This window comes from Pseudoxanthomonas sp. 68-E7, from assembly GCF_057773145.1.
Genome location: NZ_JBYMTI010000002.1, coordinates 94508 through 112544 on the forward strand (window position 1 = coordinate 94508; position 18037 = coordinate 112544).

An 18037-nucleotide genomic window follows, 5' to 3' on the forward strand; every position below is an offset into this window, starting at 1 on the left:
ATAACGCGATGCGCGTCAAATTGAACGATGGTTGGCGAAATGTTCTTGCTGAACTCGCCCATAAAAATCGAAAGCAGATGACATTCTTCCTTAGCAGCAAGAAGGAATACGTGGTGTATGGTTTGAGCTGGCATCCGGATTCCGAGATCTATCCAAGGCCCGTAACCTTATGTGAAGTGGTGGACGATGACGGGAATCTGGTGTCTGTTCCCATTGATGTTTTTGAAATTGTCGATAGCAATATTTCGAGTACTTGGCAAGTCGAAAGAAATGCTAATAGCGTCCTAATGTGGCCTAGGGAATTCTTGGAAAAATTCTTCTTTGACGATCTGTCGGAAGGAAAATCAGGCGCCCTAGCAGCCTTTGAGCACGTGCGTGATTTGATCGGCAGGGATTGACTGGTGGACCAGCCAGCCTTTCGTATTGGTAGCGGCCAACGAGCATCAGCCAGCAATGCCTTTTATCAGGCGTGCCCACTAGGCATACCTAAGTTCGTGATTAGGGATGTTTATCGGGGTTAGGGGGGTACCTCCTTACCCAAAGCTGTCCCGCAGCTTACGGCACTCGACGCGAAAGAGCGTCCCAACGGCTTATATGACATAGTGGCTAGGCAGAAAGGAGCAAATGGCAGACCAAATGGATGAAACATCGCCAGTCTCAATGGCTGCGCTAGGCATTAGTAACCTCGGCGAGCCGCTGCGTTTCAAGGATGTCGAATCGTTGGGGGGCGTCAGTGCCGAAGCGGCACAGCCTGGCCAGACCGTCAAGGTTTGGACGCGACTCGCCCTGACTTCGGACGAACCGCTCTTTCACCGACTAGTTGACGGCCTGGAAGGGGTCATCCGCCACATGGCCGGAAAAGCTAGCGCGGAGGTCAATTTGCGACGGGCCGGCACAATCCTGCTCGTCCTCAAGCCGGACAATAGCGCCGAGCTGTGGGTGGACACGGCTGCAGTCGCCATACGCTGCACCGTCAAGCGCGCCATTAACGCGCGCACTGTCGTTTTCGAGGGCGACATTGCGGACGTCATCGGCATGAGCTTTCCCTGTGTTCAGATCGATGTTCAGGACAAGGTACTGTGCCTCTTCCGGGAAGGCTGGGGCTTCGGGCTTGCTTTTGACTTCAACCCTGAGGGCCAGCTCGACCTTGAAGGTTTTCAGACCACACTCGGGACGCTGCACCGAAGGCTGCGCTACCGACATCTATACCAGGCAGTTGCCGATCCGGCTGTCTTCGACGCGTTGGTCGCGGCGGGATGGTTCCCATTCATCGAGATCATTACCGCCGAGTTTCGCGACCTCGCCCGACAAGCTGAGGCCGGGTTTAGCATCGTCGAAATCGAACCGAAAATCATTGCTGCGTTTGATGCCGCCCGCCTTGGGCATCTCTTTGAGCGCTGGGCCGCCAAGCCGCATTTCGCGGCAAGGGCGGCGCTCCTCAAAGAAGCAATCGAAGCCTTTACGGCTCAGAAGCCCGCCTCGGTCATCAAGATCATCCTGACCGAGATCGAGGGCATCCTGAACGATGCCCACAAGGCCTCACATAACGGTCAGGGCGCGAAGATCAGAGACCTGCTGACCTTCGCCCAGGCTTCCGCGGAGCAACGCGCAGGAGGGTCCGACACGCTCCTCTTCCCCGCCGCCTTTGGGCGCTACCTCGTAGCCCATACGTTCGCAAATTTCGATCCCGTGACAGGTACTGGCAGTGCAGGGTCGCGTCATGCTGTCGGCCACGGAGCCGCGACGCAGGATAGCTACACCATGACGCGAGCCTTGCAGGCGATCTTGACCCTCGATCAGCTCGCCTTCTACACATAACCTCTCTTGTGCCGCCCAGCAGGCGGGACGGCGGATTAGATTGATTTATCGGGGGTAGGGGAAGGGCGGCTTTCAAACAAGCTCAAGCCATTTTGGATCTCGACGTGAACGCCAGAGTGCGGCAACTTTAGAGGCCGTGCGCCCAGGGCGGAATCCTAAGTTCTACTAGCATTTGCTCACGGGGTGGAAGATTACCCAAAAGGTCCCGAATAGGAGGAAGACGATGCGCACTCCGTATGTGCCCCACGTGTTCGGCGAGGAGGTGGGTCGTAGGCTCCGCAGCCGAGTAGGGTGGCTATCAGCTGCGGTGGCAAGTTCGATACCGTGGCCAAAAAAGGACGTTTGGATCAAGTACGCCGGAGACGACTTCATCCTTCGCGGCACTGAAAACGGTCAGCTACCCACCGCACCAGCGATCACTGTACCTGGAGACTCGCCGCAGGTTGAAGAAGGACTGGCGAAGATCTATCGCCTGACATCCGTTCTTGGGTGGTTCTTGGACGGGTATGTAGATGTGGTCGAGACTGTCCAAGGCAGCCATCCGATGGGGTTTGGCGTGCAAATGCGGCAGGCCTATTCCGAAGTAGGCCAGTTCGGAGATCGAAGCTTTAGCTGCAACCATATGCCGATAGTCGAGTCGGAGAACGTGCGCATTGCTTTGGCGTTCTGGCGTGAAGGGCAACGTCTGACGAGAGTCCATGATAGCTATGCATTCCTAAGCTATTTCAAGGTGATCGAATCGCAATACCAACAGGGTGCCGATAGAGCAGATTGGTTTGCTCGCCACTTGGTGCTAATGACCGGTGAAGCAGGAGCCAGAGTGGCCCAGTTGCGTGCGGACGGCATCGACGTGGGGCGGCATTTATTTGATAGCGGTCGCAATGCTGTAGCACACGCATCCTTCGGTGGCGGAATCGTAGATCCAGACATCCCAGCCGATCGCCGGCGGATCGCGGCCGACTTGGTACTGATGCGGGAGCTGGCCAGACATTACATCGCTGTGGAACTGCAGGTACCAACAGCGCGAGATCTTTACCGAACCCGAAACCGCGTTGAGCCTTGGGAGACGCTGATTTCCGAACAGTCACTCAATGCATTGAAGGCAGGGGAAACTCCAGAAGGCCAACTTGGACTGGATGGATTAGCCGTGGCGCTCAGCTTGTGGCCGGACAACCCTATGCAAGGCCTCGCCAGGCTCACAATGAGGGAGGACGCCGTACATGAAGGAGCCGCTAGGATCCTCCTCTTCAACGACCGCATGACTATGGTGTTTACATTCGTAATCGATTTCCGGAAGGGACAGATCCATACGCAACTCGACAAGAGCGGGCTGCTGCAGAACGACGAGCATCGACCGACCGAGGATGACGTTCGTGAGTTCTATACCGTGTTCCATCGAGTGATTGGAAATGCTGTGGTGGAACTAAGCATCGATGGACGTGAACCAGTGGACTGCGAGGTGGTCATTCCTATGAACATCATCCCCAGAAACGTTGAAGAAGCCGTGGCAGAAGCTGTCGAGGCGTTTCGTCAGTCAAACGCCGAGAGAGAGTAGTGGCAGTGGACGATCAGGAAGTGGCGCTACATGTAGAAGCTAAAGCTGACCTGCGGCTTCTCTGATGCGTCAACATACTTCATGATATCGCCGACTTTGTTGGCGCACTCCAGAGTAATGGGCAGTCGTCCGTCTAACTGGGTATTGTTCCAGTTCATTTTCGTTAGCCCCAAGATCTCTTTCGCTATGTCCTCTAGGGACGAGTCGCTGTCGAACATCTCAATCCGCAGGGGACCGGGGATGTACATACCTGGATAGGTTTTATAGAAATCGACGATCCCTTTGGTATACAGCACGCCCTCGCGCTCTGTCAGACTGAGGAGTGTTCCTCGAGCGGGTGGATACTCCTTTGCACTGAAGAGCCGGATGTCCGTCGAGCTGATTGAAACAAAATCTCGAGTGGCGATTCCCTTTGAATCCAGCACCTTGCTGAATCCCGCAACTTCGGAAGCCCTGAACCGGCTGGATTTATGAATGACCACTCGCGCCGGTTTCTGCATGAGCGCGTTCTCATACTCCGCCAAGGCACTCTGGAGCAGGTCGTGGGCCTGACCTTCATCCATGTAGGGGTGTCGGTCATCTTTATCAATGGACACAGGTGCGCCTCGCAGGATCACACCGTGACCGAACTCATCGAACACCTGCGCCAAGCTCGTTGAAATCGTCTCCCCGTCACGGCTTTTGTAGAAACCAATACCGATGTAGCAGGTCTTTGGCTTGAACTTGTCTTCCACGAGACGCCAAGGTACGGTTCGATTTCCCTTGTAGTACAAAGCGGTGCAGAAATTCCAAGCCTTAGTGGCCAAGTCTTGCTGGTCGATAGAGGGCTTAAGCGAAAGAATCGTCTTCTCGCGAACCAGCTGTAGCGGAATCCCAAGATGCATGCAGCGCGCCTTTAGCAAGCGGCGAAAATTGTGCTCCATGTAACTATCCAATAGCTCAGTATCTTGGGTGCCACTGGCTTTGGTAAGCGAATCGAACAAATCATTGGGAACCACACAAATGATCACATCGACTGACCTGTTCTCCGAAATGAATCTGGCTTGCTCGTAATACAAATCTACGCATTTGACGACCCGGTCTTCACGAGAGGTGATCTGGGAGATCTTGTTGATCTCGGACTTCTGCAGCGTTCTGGTGTACTGAGGCGACGAAAGCAAGCGGGTAAAAAAGCCATAGTGCTCGCTGATCCCGCCAAAGCCTTTGAACAAGTTTGGAAATTTGTTGTCGGCCTTAGATGGAATCCCACGCCTGCAGTGATCCAGCCATTCATCAAGAAGGTCAACGCCTTCGCCCCGACCCACGATTCCAATTCGGAGTTCACTGCGTCTTAACTCATCGCGTTTGTCGTATACCCCAAGCGTCTCAATGCCTGTCCTGGGGCAGATGTGCGCTCCGTTGCCGAACTCGAGCAGTGGCTCCTTGAGTAACTTAACCTTCATCGTCGTCCTCCTCTTGGGGCTCCACCTCGAGTGGATGACCCTCGACCAGGGCATCATCGCAGGTAAGCTCGATCAGCTCGCCGAACAAGCGACCATGCTTGCCAGGGGTATCGGTCGAGCCGAGGAAGTAAGCAAGGAACCTGACGATGTTGCGAACAGTTTGATTGAATTCCAATCGCTTCTGTTTGGAGAGTAGCTTGTCGTGGAAGTGCGATTTACGATGACCATCGTAAGTGTAGAGCCAGCTTGGGACCACCATGGCATGCCAGACCCCCGCAATGGGGATGTAGGAGAGTCCAAAGGCGAGGTGGACGTGATGGGCCGTTTTGGCAGGATCCTTCTGTGAGATTACCCGCTCGTAGACCCGCCGGGTGGACTTCTTTTTCCCACGCCATACCTCCCTGCGTTGGAGGTCATCAGGATTATGCGGCTTAAAGAAGAAACACCGGTCTTCGCGATAGAAGAACACGCCATGCGGCTTCAACGCCTGTCTTACGTAGGCAGCGAGAAGCTGTTTGGCGAGGTTTATGTTGTCTTCTACGCCGGAGGCCAGCAAGTCCTCAAAGTCGAGCGTCTCGATCGATCCGGCGTCGACTACTCCGACCAATGCACTGCGGGCAATATCGTCGAACGCGAAGATCCGATTCTCAAACCGGATCCAGGCATCATCCTCACACCCATTCAACAGGAGCGCTAGCTTCACTGAGAGCGATTTTCCAGCGCTGTTTTTCTTAAAGCCGAGGCTCTGACGAGCTTCGCGAACCACCTGTTTTTCGTCCAGCGCAACCTCTGCGACGTATACCGTTGCGGGCGGTCGAAGCCGAATCAGATTCGTGGTCAGTGCATGAGATGGTGGCGTGTCGCTAGACGTAAAATCCTGATATACCTTGACGTCGCCTAAAATGATCTTGAAATCATTCAAGACGCGTTCTTGTGCAGGGATTCTAAGACCGGCCACCTTGGCAAGTACATCACCCAGATCGATAACATGCTTCTGGGCGATGAATTCAAACCGGTCGCATGTGATCTGGTCCAAGGAGGCCTGACTGTACGAAGACTGCTTCTTGGTCAGTGTCAACACAAACAGCTCGTCAAATGTGTTGAAGAACTGATTGTCCATGAAGCTAGCCAGGGTCTTTTTGACCTTCTCCAAAGACGTCGTCGAGGTGACTTGGAACGCAACGCGATCATGGTCATCACCCAGATCAATGCCTGGGAAATTTTTCTGCCGCCGATTGAGATTAATGAGCTTTGGCAAGTTGTAGGCCGCCCGCAGGATCGGAATCAGAGCATCCTCTAGGGAAAAGTTGACGTCCAACCTGCCTTGGTTAGTCGACAGCTCAACCTGCGTAATGATTCGACTGACTACATCTCTGAGTTCGTTCTCAATTTCCAGTTGTCTCACGGCCGGGCTCTTCCTGAGTAAGCTGCGGATTAAGTTGGAGCGGAGCGAGCGTCCTGCGACCGAAGCCGCTCCGGACTGGTGCTCCACAAAATCTAGCACTGGTCGCTTGGAAAGGCGTGGGCGAGCGAGGCCCCGTCTGAGCTCTTCCCCAATGCTCACTAAAGCATGAGCGAGTCTCAGCCGCTGCGACAGCACCTATCGCCTTGGCCGGCTAGTCCTCTAGCAATCGCGCGGCTGGATTGGCAGAAGCCGTGCCCGTGTGGAAGTAGCCGATGACGCTGCTGACAGATCGGTGCTCCGTCATCTGCATGATCGCCGGCAGCGCCACGCCCTGGCGACTGGCTTCGGTCACGAACCCGGACCGCAGGCTGTGGCCCCCAAAATCCCCCTCCAATCCCGCCAGGCGCGCCCGCCGCTGGACGATCTCTCCCACCGCAGCCGGGGAGAGGGCAGGGCCCACCCGCTGTTTCCAGAGGCGCCGGAAGATCGCACCTTCGGTGATCCCGGACGCCTCCAGCCAATTCTTGAGGGCGAGGGCAGCCCGATCCAGCACCGGCTTGTCCGGCGTGGAAGAAGCGGTGACGCCGGCCTGCTGGGTCTTGCTGTATTCCAGCCGGTAGATATAGCCGCTGTCGCCGATCCGGCGCAGATCGCGTAGGTCCGCCGCGGCGATTTCGCTGCGACGACGGCCACCGCTGGCGAACCCGAAGCAGAGCAGGGCTCGGTCGCGCAGGCCTTCGAGGCCGTCGTCGCAGGTGGCCAGCATCGCTTCCAGTTTGGTGGAAGACGCTCGGCGGACGATTGCAGGCGCAGCGCGCCCGCTTGGATGTCCCCGACGCGCCAGAAGCCGTGGCTGTTCTGGCAGGAGAGTGGTGGACCTTGGCGCTGCAGCATGCCCGAAACGAAGCATTAGAAGCCTTGGCCAATGAGCGTTCCGCCCTGCACGCAGAACATCGGGCATTCCAGCGGGAGCGCGAGGGCCTAGCTGCCGAGATTGCGTCGCTCCGGAAGCAGACCGACGCAGCCATCCACGCCGAACGGGTCGCTTCGACCCAAGCCGCTGAGCTGCAGCGCTTGGTTAACCAGTTGGAGAAGCATTCTGCGGAAATGGCCCAACAACGTGATGCGGCGCTCCTGCGGGTTACACAGGTTGAGAACGAGCGGCAGGCGGCCCAGGTGCGTATCCAGGAGCTGCTGGAATCCGCCGGCAAAGAACGCGACGCCATAATCCAACATGCACGAACCGTCGAGGATCGCGCCCACGCTGAAATCGACCGCGCGCGCCAGGAGGTCAAAGACCTTGAGGTTCATCTCGCTAATGCCGCGAAGGAGCAGGTTCTTCTTAAGAAGTCACAGGTAGCGGCTGCGGAAGAATTCAGACTAAAGGCAAACGAGATCCAACGGGATGCTGACATACAACGCGCTCGTGCCAATGCCTTGGAAGTCCAACTAGCCAAACTGCACGATCTACCGGCAGCCTTGGAAGCGGCATGGCGGCGCAGCGGGCCAACTGTAGTCTCCCCAAAAGCACCGTCCAAAAGACCCAAGCGGCGTTCTCCGTAGATGTGGATCACGCTAGATGCTGTCCTTCCTTTGGGAAATTCCTCTTACTAATCAAGGAGGAGCACGATCCAAAACAAAAGGGACAGCAATTGCCGAAACCCACAGCTAGGCATCTCACGCTATTCCAAATTTTACATAATATGCATTATGCGAAAAGGCGTATCCGGCGGGCGCGGCTCCGGATGGCCCGGGTTTGGCGTTATTACTGGTCCCTGCTGCGCCTGGCGCTGGACCGGCTGTTGCAGGGAAACCGGGACGATTCCCAAGCCATGGAGGCCCTATGCCTATGAACCGTCCCCCGTGCTGGCCCGAGGACCGCACCAAACCCAATCCCTGCGCTCTGGCGCACTACGCCCGCGTCGTGAACGGCCACACCGACCTGACCGCCGATTGGCTGGGCTGGAAACAGCGTGGCCGCTGGCTAGTCTCGCCAGCCGGTGACCGCATCAGCCCCGAGCGCATGAAAGGCGTTCTATGGCGGCTGGAACAGGAAGAACGCCTGACCGCTGCCCGGAGCCGTAACGCGTCACGAAAAGCGGTTCGGCAGCAGATGGTGAAGGTTGTCGTGGTAGACCTGGCCGACTGGCAGGCCCAGCGCTTCGGAACCCGCGCCGGTTGAAGGCGCCACCGTAGGGGCGCTGCCCCTACACCCCAAAAGACCGGAATAACTACATCTGTAGTCATCTCAGCTGCGGAGACGACTAGCGGTAGCCTATGCGCATGGAATGGCGAGACCCACCACCCGGCGAACCGTTCGCGACCTGGACGCTCCACGTCGGCATCTACCGCGTCGCTTCCATGATGAAATGCGACGGTGGCGTGCGGTTACAGCTCAAACAGCACTGCTACCAGTACAAATGGCTTTCCGGGCGCGCCGCCAGCATTGCCCAGGGGAAACGCTTCGCAGAGCGGTGGACGCGGGCGTATCTGCAAAAGCACCCACTGGACGAGCCCTGATACCATCGCCCCGGGGAAGCACCTGGGGGAATTCATGGATAGAGAAGAACCGAAGATTTCTAAACCCGAAATGGCAGACTTGGAATTCAGGCCAACCGGCTATCGAGGCCCTACCCGACCATCCGTCAGCCATGATGGTCTCGTCTGGAAACTGAGCTTAGGCATAGGCATTGCTGTCCTAGCAGCGCTCTTACTGTTCAATGCTTACGAACGCCATCAAGACCGGAAAGACGCCGAGGTTATGCTCCAACAAGAACTGAAGCGACAAGAGATGGAACGCATCGAGGACGAGAGATTCCTCAAGGAGAATCCACCTGTACGCGTCATTCGCGTCGGATCGCCACCTGCGGAGCGCTATCGAGCACCACTACGCCCCGGCGAGAGGTGCATCAAAGGTGAACGTTTCGAGCGTATCGAGAATGGCTGGAAACAGCGAGCTCATGACCCCTGCTGACAACATTGAAGCCTAGAACGTGACTACGCGCAATTCACTAGACTCATACTTTAATCACACAGTCATTTCTACTTACGAAGATTTCATCCTCGGCCTTTCAAACAGGGTGGTGGAAACGCAGGCTGACATCCGGCGTCTCGGCGCAGCTGCCGAGGCATGCCTAAATTTCGCGGAGCGCGCCTATAACACACCTAGCTTGGATATAGGCTTCGCGAGAAATGGGCGCAAGAGTAAAGGCTACGTCGATCACTTAACGAGCATGAGCAAGAATTTCGCAATAACCAGAGACATTGCGAACGTATACAAGCACGGAGCGATTACGAGAGAAGGACGCCTGCTTGAAGACTCGTCTGCACTTAGAGAGCGATGGACGATAACAAAATTCACAGATAAGCAGGGCGATTACTATCAAACGGGGAAGGCTATCTTAGTGGACCTCCTCAATGGAGAAACATGGTTTGCGGACGAAGTTATTTGCTTTGCAATCCGTGATTGGATATCACTTCTCACGGAGCGCGGAGTTCTGCCGGCAAGGCCTCATTTCCATCTTTACCCGCGCCAGCTAGTCCGACGGGAAGAAACAAAAGAGGTTCCGGAAATACAGTTGGAAGCCCGCGAAGGCCAATACCATGAAAGCCAGCCTGAGCTGATGGTCTGGAACTACGCGCTCAATAAGCCTCAGCCCCTCAACGGGGAGCCGTACGATGTAAGCATTCGAATCAACTGGAAGATACTTCCGTCGAGACTAGACGGAGAAAGATTTAGATCTGCTGCTTTAGCGCAGGAATCGGAAGCAATCATCCATGTGTCCAACCTGGACGGTCATACGTAGCCCTTAGAAGTGAGGCACAGGAGCCCTGACGACATTGTTCACGGCACCAACATCCGTCACCTGCCCTGGCAGCGTCATGGCGACCGGTGCTTGTACCCGCCCTACCCCTGCAGGCGCTTGTGGCGGTTCACGCGGTGGCTGAACCTCCCGCTGGCGGTACGGGTTATATATCGAGCCGTGGCGCGCGATACGGCGGCATTCGGGCGAGCTCATGTCATAGACCGTTGCCTGCTCGGTGTAGCAGGTGCACGAATAGTCCTGCTCTTCCCCGCCAGCATCCCGGCCCGGACTGGACGACATGCAGAACACCTGCGGGTCCGCGGTCACCGAGCGCTGATCAAAGACGGGGGCCGTCCAGGGCATCGTACCGAACCGTGGCAGGTGCGCCCGCGCATAATCCGTGGCGGTTGCCCACTTCTCGGGGGCCGGCGCGCCCCCCTGCTGTGCGCCTGCTGCCGCAGGCGCCCCTGCCGGGGGCGCGCTCTTTGCAGGGGCGGCATGGGCAGCAGGCGTGAATTTCGCGCGGACGCTGGCCGCGGTGAAGTAAGCGCCCACGAGAATGGCTAGCAGTAACGCGGCAGCAGCCGGGAAGAACCACGGCACGCGCGAAGTACTGGTGTCGAACTTCGTGGACGTGTACAGCTTGAAAATATGGGTCGGATACTTCCGACGCGACACCGTGAGCGCGAGCGCCTTGTCGGGGTACGGTTCAAACTTGTCCCAGCGCTTGACGTGGACGAACGGCAGGCCGAAACGCCGCCGCACGTGGTAATGCTCCTCAATCAGGTCATGCAGGAAGTCGTCCATCTGGCGCTTGGGCGACTGGCAAATCATGATGAAGTCGATGCCGAAATGCCGGTGCTTGGCCACGCGCTCGACGTGACGCGGCACCTTCGTGCTGGGCGAGCGCTTCGGGAACATTTTATGCTCGTACGCCTCATCCACGAGGATGATGGCATTCTCGAACGCGGGGTTGATCCTCTCGTTCGCCAGCTTCTGCACTTCCGGTGCTTCCAGCGCTTCCTCTAGGCGCTCAGCGAACATGCGCTCAGGCATGGGCTGACTCCGCAGATGCCGGGTTATTTCCTCGACCTTGGCAACATACTCCGGGTGGTCCGCCCAGGTCCGCAGTTCATCCGGCGTCAGCGGCACCGCCCCAGCGGCGGCATAGTCGAAATCCCGCACGTTGCAGACATACAGCGTCCGGTCCGGTGGAACCTCTTTGCCCTTGGCCCTGCACTCCTGCTGGTGCCTTACGTGGTCATCGCGCATTTTCAATGCGCGCTCGATAGCAAGAACCGACTTACCGTGCCCCGGCTGGCCGGTGAACTGGAAATACATCAGTTGGCCCCGTTGATTTGGTTTTGCAGCACGGTGGAACTGACCAGCGCCAGCTTCAGGCCCATTTGCGCCACGTAGGCCGAAACGATGACGGTAATCAGCACATCCACGGCGCAGTACGTCATCAGCTCAACCGCCTTGGGCGGCAGCGCCAAGAACTTCGACTGCAGGAATCCCCTGATGTTGGGGTAGACGTACTGAAACGTGGCCAGCGACATCGCGCTACCGGCGAACAACCGACCGAAGATGGAGGATGCCGCCAGCTTTAGCCCGGTGATGAGCTTGCCAACGAACTTCAGGATGATGGATTCCATCAGAGTTTGCCCATGAGAATCAGCGTCCCGAGAAAGGCCGCTAGCAACAGGTTAAAGACACGCGTCACGTAGAACAGGTCACAGGCCCAGGGCAGACTGTTCAAGTCGAACGCGACGCCGAACGGCAGGTTGATGACGCCCAATTGCGGGCAGCTTCCGCCGCCGCCGAAACCACTCAGGTCCAGGCGACTGGTCGGATCCCCCGTAACCGTCTTGACCGGCCCTTCCGGCTCCTCCCCTGCCCCTTCCGTGCCGTCGCCGGTCACCTTCGTCCACTCCGGCTGCCCATCCGAAGGAGAGCCGCTTCCGCCCTTTGAGAGCTTCTCCACCGCGCAGGCCGTTCGCCATTGCATCAGCAGTTGCGAGTATTCAAGCGCATCGCAGCCATCACCGGTACACACCGGCATCGCGGCACACGCACCGCCCGCAATGTTGCGGTTCTTTCGCGTATTGCAGTCGATACGCCATTGGATTTTGACTTGCATACACATGATTGCGCTACCCGAACAGGACGGCGGTACGTTGCAGGTATCGCCACCGGACGCCGATTCCTTGTCCGGGTCATTGTTCGGGTCATCGTCGTCTTCGTCGGCCTTGCCGTCACCATCCGAATCCTTGCCGCAAGTGCCGTTGTCGCGCCGTGCCTCGCCTGCCGCACACTGGCCTTCGCCGGGCAAACACGCGCCGTCCGGCGACTTGATGTTTCCCGCCGGACACTCCTCTTTGGCCTTGTCGCACTGCCCCTGCTGATTTACCACCATGCCCGCAGGGCAGGCATCCTTGCATGCACCCGTGGCCGAATCGGTAATTTGATTGGTGCCGCACTTCTGCTCATCAGGCTCACACGTCTGATTCCATGCGTTCCAGTGATAGCCGGCCGTATGCTCACACTTACTCTTGGACGTATCGGCGGTGCACGCCTGCCCCAGCGCAAAATCTCCGGTCCACGTGCCATCGCCATTGTTTTGCCAGACCGCATCACAGCCGTTGACGCAGGAAATACTTCCGTTTCGCGCCGTACTTTGCACTGTAGACACCGGCCCAGACCCCACATAGTTCGGTCGAGACGAACAGTTGTTGGCTATCGGGTAAACGTAGGAGCCCGGCCCCCCGTTGCAATTTACAATGCTTACGCCATTGGAATTCAAGCCACGACAGTAGTACCAACCGTACTGACCCCATGGCTGATGCCAGCACGCATCCCTTACCTCATACGGGTGAGCCGCCATGTCCGCTTGACATGCCGCGTACGCGCTCCCTTGGTCGGGGAAACTCTGTTGTGCCCTTGCGCTACCGATGCCCAACCACGCCAATAACATCGCCACCAGCACGTAAGCAACGCGCCGCGCGATGGCATTGGCGAAGATGCGCCCGATGTTCATACGGCGTCAAACGCCAGCCACAGCGCACCGAGGATTGCAATGATTGCGAAGTAACCACCCATGACATTCTCCCGAGAAGGACGCGCCGCGCCGCGTCCGATGTTGGGCCTTAGGCCCGAGCGCGCTTGATGAGGCTGTACAGAATGAACAGCGCGATGACGCCGACCAGCACCACCAGGACGGACTGAACGTCCGCCTCCACGCCCGCCAGCTTCGCCAGCATTTGCGCACCCAGACCGCCGCCCGTGCTGGCGAACGCCATCGGCGCGGCGACCAGCGCGGTCACACCGGCCACCGCAGCAGCCTTCCACTTCTTCAACATCTTCATAGCCATACTCCTTTCGTTGGTTTTCATGGGCGCTGATATTCTTGTTGACCCGCGCGTATCAGCAGTCGCGCGATTAGGCCGATGCACCACACTCCCCCTATCGCCGCAGCAATCTGGATTCCCTCATCGATGGAAATTTCCGGGATCATCGTGGGCAACGGTCCGTAATACGGAGCCGCACACGTCCCGGTCTGCTGGCCGTTGCCATCGACGGTGATGGAGAAATCTTCCTCATCACACAGCAGGACGTATGCAGCTGGCATGGCGACCCCTTACTTCGCCGCAACCGGCACGGTGACGCCGGTTTCCTTGAACGCCAGCGCGAGCGGCCACAGCTTCACGCGCTTCAGCGCAACCTCGCCCCAGTTGTTGTGCCCGTAACTGTCCGGATGGAGCAGGTAATCGCCCACCGTATACACGGGGCCAGTTCCGAGGCCGACATTGAAGGTGGTTTCATACCCGCCACCCAGCAGGATGACCGCACGCTGTTCACGGATGATTTGCGGCCCGTTTTTGCCGTTGATTTGACGCTCGATAACGCGGTCATCTTTGACCCTCACGATGGACATAGTTCAGCCCTCAATTGTTGGACGATTACGGATGCCTTACCTTTTTTCAGGAAGCGCGTGGGCATCCCCTCACGCGCAATTTCCTCGTTGACGTAACGGGCAAAGCCCTCAACGCCGAACACTTGAATCAGGAGCCATGCGGACTTGCCCCACTGGCGCTTAGACCACCGTTTCATCGCAATGCCGGTCGCTTCGACGGCGCGCTTCGTATACTCAATCGCGCAGGCGATGCCCTCAGACACCTTTGCTAGCAGCAGTTCCATGTAGCCGTAGGATCCGCGCAGGTATTTCATGGGCTCCGTCAAAATGTCGGTCGGCACTTCACAGTGCTTGCCGTACAGGCGCGCTTCGTATCGCGTCCAGGGCGAATCGGTGACGCCGAGCTGCTTGCCTTTCTCGTAGACGCATAGTTGCTTGTGGCCTTTCTGGCCGACATACAGCGTGCAGCCGGAGCCGCCGCCGTGGTCGTCAAGGAACTTCGTCTTGGGCGGGGTTCCGCCGTTGGCGAACAGCAGGCATCCGCCGCTCTCTGTGAGCGTTTCACGGGCCTTGGCTTCCAACTTCCGTACCGTGCCCATGAGGCCGTCGTAATCGTCATAGGCGACGTCACAGCGGCTAATGCGGCCACCACAGGCCTCAATCTGCATCCGCACCCTGCGCCACTCATCCTTCGTGCGGATGAACTTGCAGGCGGCACCGGAAAGGCTTACGCACACGGTATCGCCGTTGCCTTCGCAGCCGATGCGTCCCACCAACTCACCTTCGCTATCCACAATCACCGCGCTGGACCGATAGAACTGCCAACGTTTGGCGTGCAGTTCCCCTGCCCTCACGTCAGAAGGCCGCAGGCCGAAGATGCCGGGCAGCAGCAGCGAAATGCGGGTGAAGCCTCGCTCCGCGAGGCGGTCTTGGGAAAAGACGACGGTCAAAAAGTCCACCAGTGCGCCATGGGTCGGGAGGGCGGACTTTTGGCCCGTGTTACTCCTCGGGCCAATCTGGCTTCCCACCGCTCCGACCGGGGAAAAGGTCGCGGCGCTCATGGCTTGGCTCCAATGGCAATGATGCGAGCCGCGATTGCGGCGTCCCAGCGGGCGACCTCACGCATGGCACCCCACTTCAAGGCGACCTTGCGCGCGGCGTACAGTTGCCACAGCTTCATTCATCACCTCGGCGCGAGAAGGCGGCCTCGACGAACGCCTGTGTCCAGTAGTCGCCCAGGCGAACCTCTTCACCGTCCACGATGATGATTCGGTCGGCGATGTCGAAGGCGGTGATGACCGGTGTATTGACCGGCGTGAGCATGCGCGGCGGGCGCGGCTTGGGGGCGCGGTCCTCTCTCATCTGCGCCACCGGTCACTGCGAACGTAGAACCACGCGGCGACGACGCCGACGATAATCAGCAACAGCATGAATTGCTGGTCAGCAGTCATCTCGCCGGTCATTGCACGTCCTCCGGCTGGCCCTTGTGATGCAGCACGGCCGCCTTGACGCACTCGGCAATGAACTGCTGATGCGCCCGCTCGCTACGCAGGTGCCACTGCTGGAAAATTTCGTGCGCGCGGAGCAGCCCGTACAACACCAGTCCGGCGCATGCGATGAGTACCCAACCCATAGCCCTTGTCCCCTGCCCTTGTGCCCTTGAGAGTCCCCTGCCCCGGCCAAGGGCGACCGGGGAGGGGAACCCCGGCGGGATTCGCGGCCCGGCGGGGTGATGTCGAAGAGCCTTCGACATCGGGCACATGTATATTGGGCTTAGACATTAATGTCAATAGGTATTCGACATGGAAACCGTGCACGACGTAATCGAAGCCGCGAAGAAGGCCCTGAACGTCGAATCAGACAACGCCTTTGCCCAGAAGCTGGGAATCACCCGTGGTGCGGTCAGTAACTGGAAGCGCGGCGTCTCACTCCCCGACACCGTGACGTGCGCCACCCTCGCGGGTCTAACCGGGATTCCGCTCGCCCGCGTGCTTGGCATCGTTGGCGAAGCACGCGCGATAAGCCGCGAGGAAAAGGCCGTATGGCGCAAGCTGGCCGCGTCCGTAGGCGTTGCCCTCATCGCGGTCCTGGCGACGCTTCCCAGCGTTGCGCATGCGGCGAACGGCGCGTCACAGGTCATGCAGTCGGCTCACCCCTTCCTAGGCGAAGCCGTAACAACTATGCATTATGCGAAAAGGCATATCGCGGTGCCCAGAGGGTCTGGCGGTGCTACTGGTCCCTGCTGCGCCTGGCGCTGGACCGGTCGTTGCAAAATTCCCGGCACGATCCCGCGCCACCAGGTCTCTGAACTCGTCTGGCCCACGAACGGGTTCAAATCAACCCTGCGCGCCGGCGCACCATGACCGCTCTTGCCTGCGATCGAGTCCGCGTCTCTGCCGGTCGCGTTCGGCTGCATTGAACGTGTTCGGTTCCGGGCTTGGCCGTGGAACCCGGCCTCACGGCGCGATGACGTCGCCTGAACGCTCGACGTGAAAGATCGAGAGTCCGTTTGATTTCGGGATTCGACATGACCACGCAGAAGGACATCATGGAGCTGGAACGGCAATTCTGGCAGGCGATAGTCGATATGGATGTCGATGCCGCGACTTCGTTGCTGGATGGAGAATCGGTTTCTGTTTCCGGCTGGGGCATCCATCACTTCAGTCCCGCCGAATACAGGAAAATGGCATTGTCCGGCGATGCACGGGTCACCGCCTTCAAGTTCTCCGACGAGCGCGTGATTTTTCCTGCGCCCGATGTTGCCATCGCCACATACAAGGCGGATCAGTCCATCGCCGTCAACGGAAAGAGCCAGGACATGGTGGTCTATGACACCACCACGTGGGTTCGCAAGGATGGGGCCTGGGTGGCGTCGGCCCATACCGAAACCGTCCGTCAAAGCGGCTGACAACCTGTCTTCGTCTTCGGGACCTCGCCCGCCGACCGGGTCCGCGGGCATCGGCCCATGCGCCTCGTCACCGCCAGCAATGGATGCGCCGATCAGGCGAAAGTTCCCTGCCCTGCCATTCCTGTTAGGGATCTATGACCGCCTCGCAGAGGCTTGCGATGATCCTGCTGCCGGCAATCACGTCCTGATCGCTGGATGGCGCGAACTCGGTGACCGTGAGCCCGACGACATCGGCGTCGCGAGAGATGCGACGGAGCAGCGACAGCGCGTCCTGGAGGCGGAGCTTTCCATCAGGGTATGCGACGAAAGGGAAATCTTGCGGATCGAGCACGTCGAGATCGAAGTGGATATGCACGGGGCCGCCAACGGGGGCCTGTGGGTCCAGCGTCCCCAACGCCAGTTCACGCTGCAGCGCCCAGTCGCCGTCGTCACCGACGTGGGCGCCGAAGTACTGGAAGCGGTCCGGAGATACCGGGGCTCCCAGCAAGGGCTTCATGGGCTCGGGGGCCCGGCCCAGGATCGCGCTCACCGGCATGCCATGGAAGTTGCCGCTGGGGGAAGTCTCGGGGGTGTTGGCGTCGAGGTGGGCGTCTATCCAGATCACGCCAAGGTCGGGATGTACGCCGTTGAGGTAGTCGATCACCGCCACATCCACGGCACAGTCGCCGCCTGCGGTCAGCACGCGGCGCGCACCGCTGTGCGCGAGCAGGTGCCTGGCGCTCTGGAACTGCGCGAATATCGCGTTCCAGCGCCGGACGCCGTGGGCGTCGGCATCGCCATCATCATCGCAGGGCTGCACCTGGACCTGGGGAGCATATTGCCCGCAGATCGCCGCAACCGCAGCTGCTCCTCGCGGAAGGTTCTCGTGACGGCCGGACCCCTGCCATTGGGGATAGGCAAGGCTGAGGTCGAACCGCATCCGGGGTGATGGCATCGCAGCGTTCCCAACCGGCAACTGTTTTCCGATGATGCCATAGTTCCCCGACGCGACTTCCCTTGCGGCGGCGTCGCGCGCAGCGCCATTCGCTTGCCGTCATCCAGCGGCCGCTATCGGGCGTGGACACGCACGAATGTCCGGCATCGCATCGGTATGCTACCGGCCCCGACGGCAGCCACAAAACGCATTCGGACAGGCATCAACACAACCAGCGTGCGCCGCAGGTCGTCGATGCGACACGATGCTTGGACGG

General features: G+C 58.8%; 24 protein-coding genes. 9 read left to right on the forward strand and 15 right to left on the reverse strand.

The features are described from left to right. Nucleotides 1-8 precede the first annotated feature (8 nt). From AC3DE2_RS05045 to mauJ, 3 genes are all read left to right on the forward strand, one after another. Nucleotides 9-398, forward strand: coding sequence for a hypothetical protein (locus tag AC3DE2_RS05045; protein ID WP_488425323.1), 390 nt, complete (start codon nt 9-11; stop codon nt 396-398). Nucleotides 399-624: 226 nt separating this feature from the next. Then, nucleotides 625-1818, forward strand: a complete 1194-nt coding sequence (locus AC3DE2_RS05050; RefSeq protein WP_488425325.1) for a hypothetical protein — start codon at nt 625-627, stop codon at nt 1816-1818. 223 nt (nt 1819-2041) lie between these two features. Continuing rightward, nucleotides 2042-3373 carry a methylamine utilization protein MauJ gene (gene mauJ / locus AC3DE2_RS05055; protein WP_488425327.1) on the forward strand — a complete coding sequence of 444 codons (1332 nt, stop codon included), beginning with the start codon at nt 2042-2044 and terminating at the stop codon, nt 3371-3373. A gap of 26 nt (nt 3374-3399) precedes the next feature. On the opposite strand, the gene AC3DE2_RS05060 is transcribed toward mauJ, so the two are convergent. The 4 genes from AC3DE2_RS05060 to AC3DE2_RS05075 form a co-directional block, all read right to left on the reverse strand. Then, entirely contained in the window at nt 3400-4815 is a 1416-nt protein-coding gene (locus AC3DE2_RS05060; RefSeq protein ID WP_488425329.1) for an argonaute/piwi family protein, read from the reverse strand. Further along, a complete protein-coding gene (locus AC3DE2_RS05065) occupies nt 4805-6220 on the reverse strand; it encodes an SMEK domain-containing protein (RefSeq protein ID WP_488425331.1) in 1416 nt (471 codons plus the stop codon). The genes AC3DE2_RS05060 and AC3DE2_RS05065 overlap by 11 nt, the downstream gene beginning before the upstream one ends. 211 nt (nt 6221-6431) lie before the next feature. After that, nucleotides 6432-7244, reverse strand: a complete 813-nt coding sequence (locus AC3DE2_RS05070) for a site-specific integrase (protein ID WP_488425750.1) — start codon at nt 7242-7244, stop codon at nt 6432-6434. After that, nucleotides 7202-7531 (reverse strand): hypothetical protein, encoded by a 330-nt coding sequence (locus AC3DE2_RS05075; RefSeq protein ID WP_488425332.1) that lies wholly within the window; start codon nt 7529-7531, stop codon nt 7202-7204. The genes AC3DE2_RS05070 and AC3DE2_RS05075 overlap by 43 nt, the downstream gene beginning before the upstream one ends. A 538-nt stretch (nt 7532-8069) precedes the next feature. On the opposite strand from AC3DE2_RS05075, the gene AC3DE2_RS05080 reads away from it, so the two are divergent. The 4 genes from AC3DE2_RS05080 (at nt 8070) to AC3DE2_RS05095 (ending at nt 10026) form a co-directional block, all read left to right on the forward strand. Then, on the forward strand, nt 8070-8402 hold the full coding sequence (locus AC3DE2_RS05080; RefSeq protein ID WP_488425333.1) for a DUF3653 domain-containing protein: 333 nt from the start codon (nt 8070-8072) through the stop codon (nt 8400-8402). Between the two features lie 101 nt (nt 8403-8503). Beyond that, the gene (locus AC3DE2_RS05085; protein WP_488425334.1) at nt 8504-8740 is read left to right on the forward strand and encodes a hypothetical protein; all 237 of its coding nucleotides are present in this window, start codon (nt 8504-8506) and stop codon (nt 8738-8740) included. A 34-nt stretch (nt 8741-8774) separates the two neighbouring features. Beyond that, nucleotides 8775-9194 carry a hypothetical protein gene (locus tag AC3DE2_RS05090; protein WP_488425335.1) on the forward strand — a complete coding sequence of 140 codons (420 nt, stop codon included), beginning with the start codon at nt 8775-8777 and terminating at the stop codon, nt 9192-9194. A 19-nt stretch (nt 9195-9213) separates the two neighbouring features. Continuing rightward, nucleotides 9214-10026, forward strand: coding sequence for a hypothetical protein (locus AC3DE2_RS05095; RefSeq protein ID WP_488425336.1), 813 nt, complete (start codon nt 9214-9216; stop codon nt 10024-10026). Nucleotides 10027-10029: 3 nt separating this feature from the next. Here the strand turns inward: AC3DE2_RS05095 and AC3DE2_RS05100 are convergent, their stop codons facing one another. From AC3DE2_RS05100 to AC3DE2_RS05145, 10 genes are all read right to left on the reverse strand, one after another. Further along, the gene (locus AC3DE2_RS05100) at nt 10030-11367 is read right to left on the reverse strand and encodes a zonular occludens toxin domain-containing protein (RefSeq protein ID WP_488425337.1); all 1338 of its coding nucleotides are present in this window, start codon (nt 11365-11367) and stop codon (nt 10030-10032) included. Further along, nucleotides 11367-11681 (reverse strand): hypothetical protein, encoded by a 315-nt coding sequence (locus AC3DE2_RS05105; RefSeq protein ID WP_295382490.1) that lies wholly within the window; start codon nt 11679-11681, stop codon nt 11367-11369. Before AC3DE2_RS05105 ends, AC3DE2_RS05100 begins: the two co-directional genes overlap by 1 nt. Continuing rightward, nucleotides 11681-12709 carry a hypothetical protein gene (locus AC3DE2_RS05110; protein WP_488425338.1) on the reverse strand — a complete coding sequence of 343 codons (1029 nt, stop codon included), beginning with the start codon at nt 12707-12709 and terminating at the stop codon, nt 11681-11683. Before AC3DE2_RS05110 ends, AC3DE2_RS05105 begins: the two co-directional genes overlap by 1 nt. 463 nt (nt 12710-13172) lie before the next feature. Further along, a complete protein-coding gene (locus tag AC3DE2_RS05115; protein ID WP_295382488.1) occupies nt 13173-13391 on the reverse strand; it encodes a hypothetical protein in 219 nt (72 codons plus the stop codon). Nucleotides 13392-13414: 23 nt separating this feature from the next. Then, nucleotides 13415-13654: a hypothetical protein gene (locus AC3DE2_RS05120; RefSeq protein WP_295382487.1), complete on the reverse strand. Its 240-nt coding sequence runs from the start codon at nt 13652-13654 to the stop codon at nt 13415-13417. A gap of 9 nt (nt 13655-13663) precedes the next feature. Further along, on the reverse strand, nt 13664-13960 hold the full coding sequence (locus AC3DE2_RS05125) for a single-stranded DNA-binding protein (protein WP_295382486.1): 297 nt from the start codon (nt 13958-13960) through the stop codon (nt 13664-13666). Continuing rightward, nucleotides 13948-15000, reverse strand: coding sequence for a replication initiation factor domain-containing protein (locus AC3DE2_RS05130; protein WP_488425339.1), 1053 nt, complete (start codon nt 14998-15000; stop codon nt 13948-13950). Before AC3DE2_RS05130 ends, AC3DE2_RS05125 begins: the two co-directional genes overlap by 13 nt. Then, the gene (locus AC3DE2_RS05135) at nt 14997-15119 is read right to left on the reverse strand and encodes a hypothetical protein (RefSeq protein WP_488425340.1); all 123 of its coding nucleotides are present in this window, start codon (nt 15117-15119) and stop codon (nt 14997-14999) included. The genes AC3DE2_RS05130 and AC3DE2_RS05135 overlap by 4 nt, the downstream gene beginning before the upstream one ends. Next, complete coding sequence (locus AC3DE2_RS05140; RefSeq protein WP_488389229.1) at nt 15116-15301, reverse strand: hypothetical protein; 186 nt, start codon at nt 15299-15301, stop codon at nt 15116-15118. The genes AC3DE2_RS05135 and AC3DE2_RS05140 overlap by 4 nt, the downstream gene beginning before the upstream one ends. 97 nt (nt 15302-15398) lie before the next feature. Then, nucleotides 15399-15572 (reverse strand): hypothetical protein, encoded by a 174-nt coding sequence (locus AC3DE2_RS05145; protein WP_488425341.1) that lies wholly within the window; start codon nt 15570-15572, stop codon nt 15399-15401. Nucleotides 15573-15741: 169 nt separating this feature from the next. Here AC3DE2_RS05145 and AC3DE2_RS05150 point away from each other — a divergent pair, with 169 nt between their 5' ends. Further along, entirely contained in the window at nt 15742-16302 is a 561-nt protein-coding gene (locus AC3DE2_RS05150) for a helix-turn-helix domain-containing protein (protein ID WP_488425342.1), read from the forward strand. 164 nt (nt 16303-16466) lie between these two features. Then, nucleotides 16467-16847 carry a nuclear transport factor 2 family protein gene (locus AC3DE2_RS05155; protein ID WP_488425343.1) on the forward strand — a complete coding sequence of 127 codons (381 nt, stop codon included), beginning with the start codon at nt 16467-16469 and terminating at the stop codon, nt 16845-16847. A 124-nt stretch (nt 16848-16971) separates the two neighbouring features. Here the strand turns inward: AC3DE2_RS05155 and AC3DE2_RS05160 are convergent, their stop codons facing one another. Continuing rightward, entirely contained in the window at nt 16972-17781 is an 810-nt protein-coding gene (locus AC3DE2_RS05160; RefSeq protein ID WP_488425344.1) for an arginase family protein, read from the reverse strand. Nucleotides 17782-18037 lie beyond the last annotated feature (256 nt).

What these genes read in the sequence shown, in the direction of transcription:
- AC3DE2_RS05045 (WP_488425323.1), top strand. Translation starts at nt 9, where the DNA reads ATGCGCGTCAAATTGAACGATGGTTGGCGAAATGTTCTTGCTGAACTC.
- AC3DE2_RS05050 (WP_488425325.1), top strand. Translation starts at nt 625, where the DNA reads ATGGCAGACCAAATGGATGAAACATCGCCAGTCTCAATGGCTGCGCTA.
- mauJ (WP_488425327.1), top strand. Translation starts at nt 2,042, where the DNA reads ATGCGCACTCCGTATGTGCCCCACGTGTTCGGCGAGGAGGTGGGTCGT.
- AC3DE2_RS05060 (WP_488425329.1), bottom strand. Translation starts at nt 4,815, where the DNA reads ATGAAGGTTAAGTTACTCAAGGAGCCACTGCTCGAGTTCGGCAACGGA.
- AC3DE2_RS05075 (WP_488425332.1), bottom strand. Translation starts at nt 7,531, where the DNA reads ATGAACCTCAAGGTCTTTGACCTCCTGGCGCGCGCGGTCGATTTCAGC.
- AC3DE2_RS05080 (WP_488425333.1), top strand. Translation starts at nt 8,070, where the DNA reads ATGAACCGTCCCCCGTGCTGGCCCGAGGACCGCACCAAACCCAATCCC.
- AC3DE2_RS05085 (WP_488425334.1), top strand. Translation starts at nt 8,504, where the DNA reads ATGGAATGGCGAGACCCACCACCCGGCGAACCGTTCGCGACCTGGACG.
- AC3DE2_RS05090 (WP_488425335.1), top strand. Translation starts at nt 8,775, where the DNA reads ATGGATAGAGAAGAACCGAAGATTTCTAAACCCGAAATGGCAGACTTG.
- AC3DE2_RS05100 (WP_488425337.1), bottom strand. Translation starts at nt 11,367, where the DNA reads ATGTATTTCCAGTTCACCGGCCAGCCGGGGCACGGTAAGTCGGTTCTT.
- AC3DE2_RS05105 (WP_295382490.1), bottom strand. Translation starts at nt 11,681, where the DNA reads ATGGAATCCATCATCCTGAAGTTCGTTGGCAAGCTCATCACCGGGCTA.
- AC3DE2_RS05115 (WP_295382488.1), bottom strand. Translation starts at nt 13,391, where the DNA reads ATGAAGATGTTGAAGAAGTGGAAGGCTGCTGCGGTGGCCGGTGTGACC.
- AC3DE2_RS05120 (WP_295382487.1), bottom strand. Translation starts at nt 13,654, where the DNA reads ATGCCAGCTGCATACGTCCTGCTGTGTGATGAGGAAGATTTCTCCATC.
- AC3DE2_RS05125 (WP_295382486.1), bottom strand. Translation starts at nt 13,960, where the DNA reads ATGTCCATCGTGAGGGTCAAAGATGACCGCGTTATCGAGCGTCAAATC.
- AC3DE2_RS05130 (WP_488425339.1), bottom strand. Translation starts at nt 15,000, where the DNA reads ATGAGCGCCGCGACCTTTTCCCCGGTCGGAGCGGTGGGAAGCCAGATT.
- AC3DE2_RS05135 (WP_488425340.1), bottom strand. Translation starts at nt 15,119, where the DNA reads ATGAAGCTGTGGCAACTGTACGCCGCGCGCAAGGTCGCCTTGAAGTGG.
- AC3DE2_RS05140 (WP_488389229.1), bottom strand. Translation starts at nt 15,301, where the DNA reads ATGAGAGAGGACCGCGCCCCCAAGCCGCGCCCGCCGCGCATGCTCACG.
- AC3DE2_RS05145 (WP_488425341.1), bottom strand. Translation starts at nt 15,572, where the DNA reads ATGGGTTGGGTACTCATCGCATGCGCCGGACTGGTGTTGTACGGGCTG.
- AC3DE2_RS05150 (WP_488425342.1), top strand. Translation starts at nt 15,742, where the DNA reads ATGGAAACCGTGCACGACGTAATCGAAGCCGCGAAGAAGGCCCTGAAC.
- AC3DE2_RS05155 (WP_488425343.1), top strand. Translation starts at nt 16,467, where the DNA reads ATGACCACGCAGAAGGACATCATGGAGCTGGAACGGCAATTCTGGCAG.
- AC3DE2_RS05160 (WP_488425344.1), bottom strand. Translation starts at nt 17,781, where the DNA reads ATGCCATCACCCCGGATGCGGTTCGACCTCAGCCTTGCCTATCCCCAA.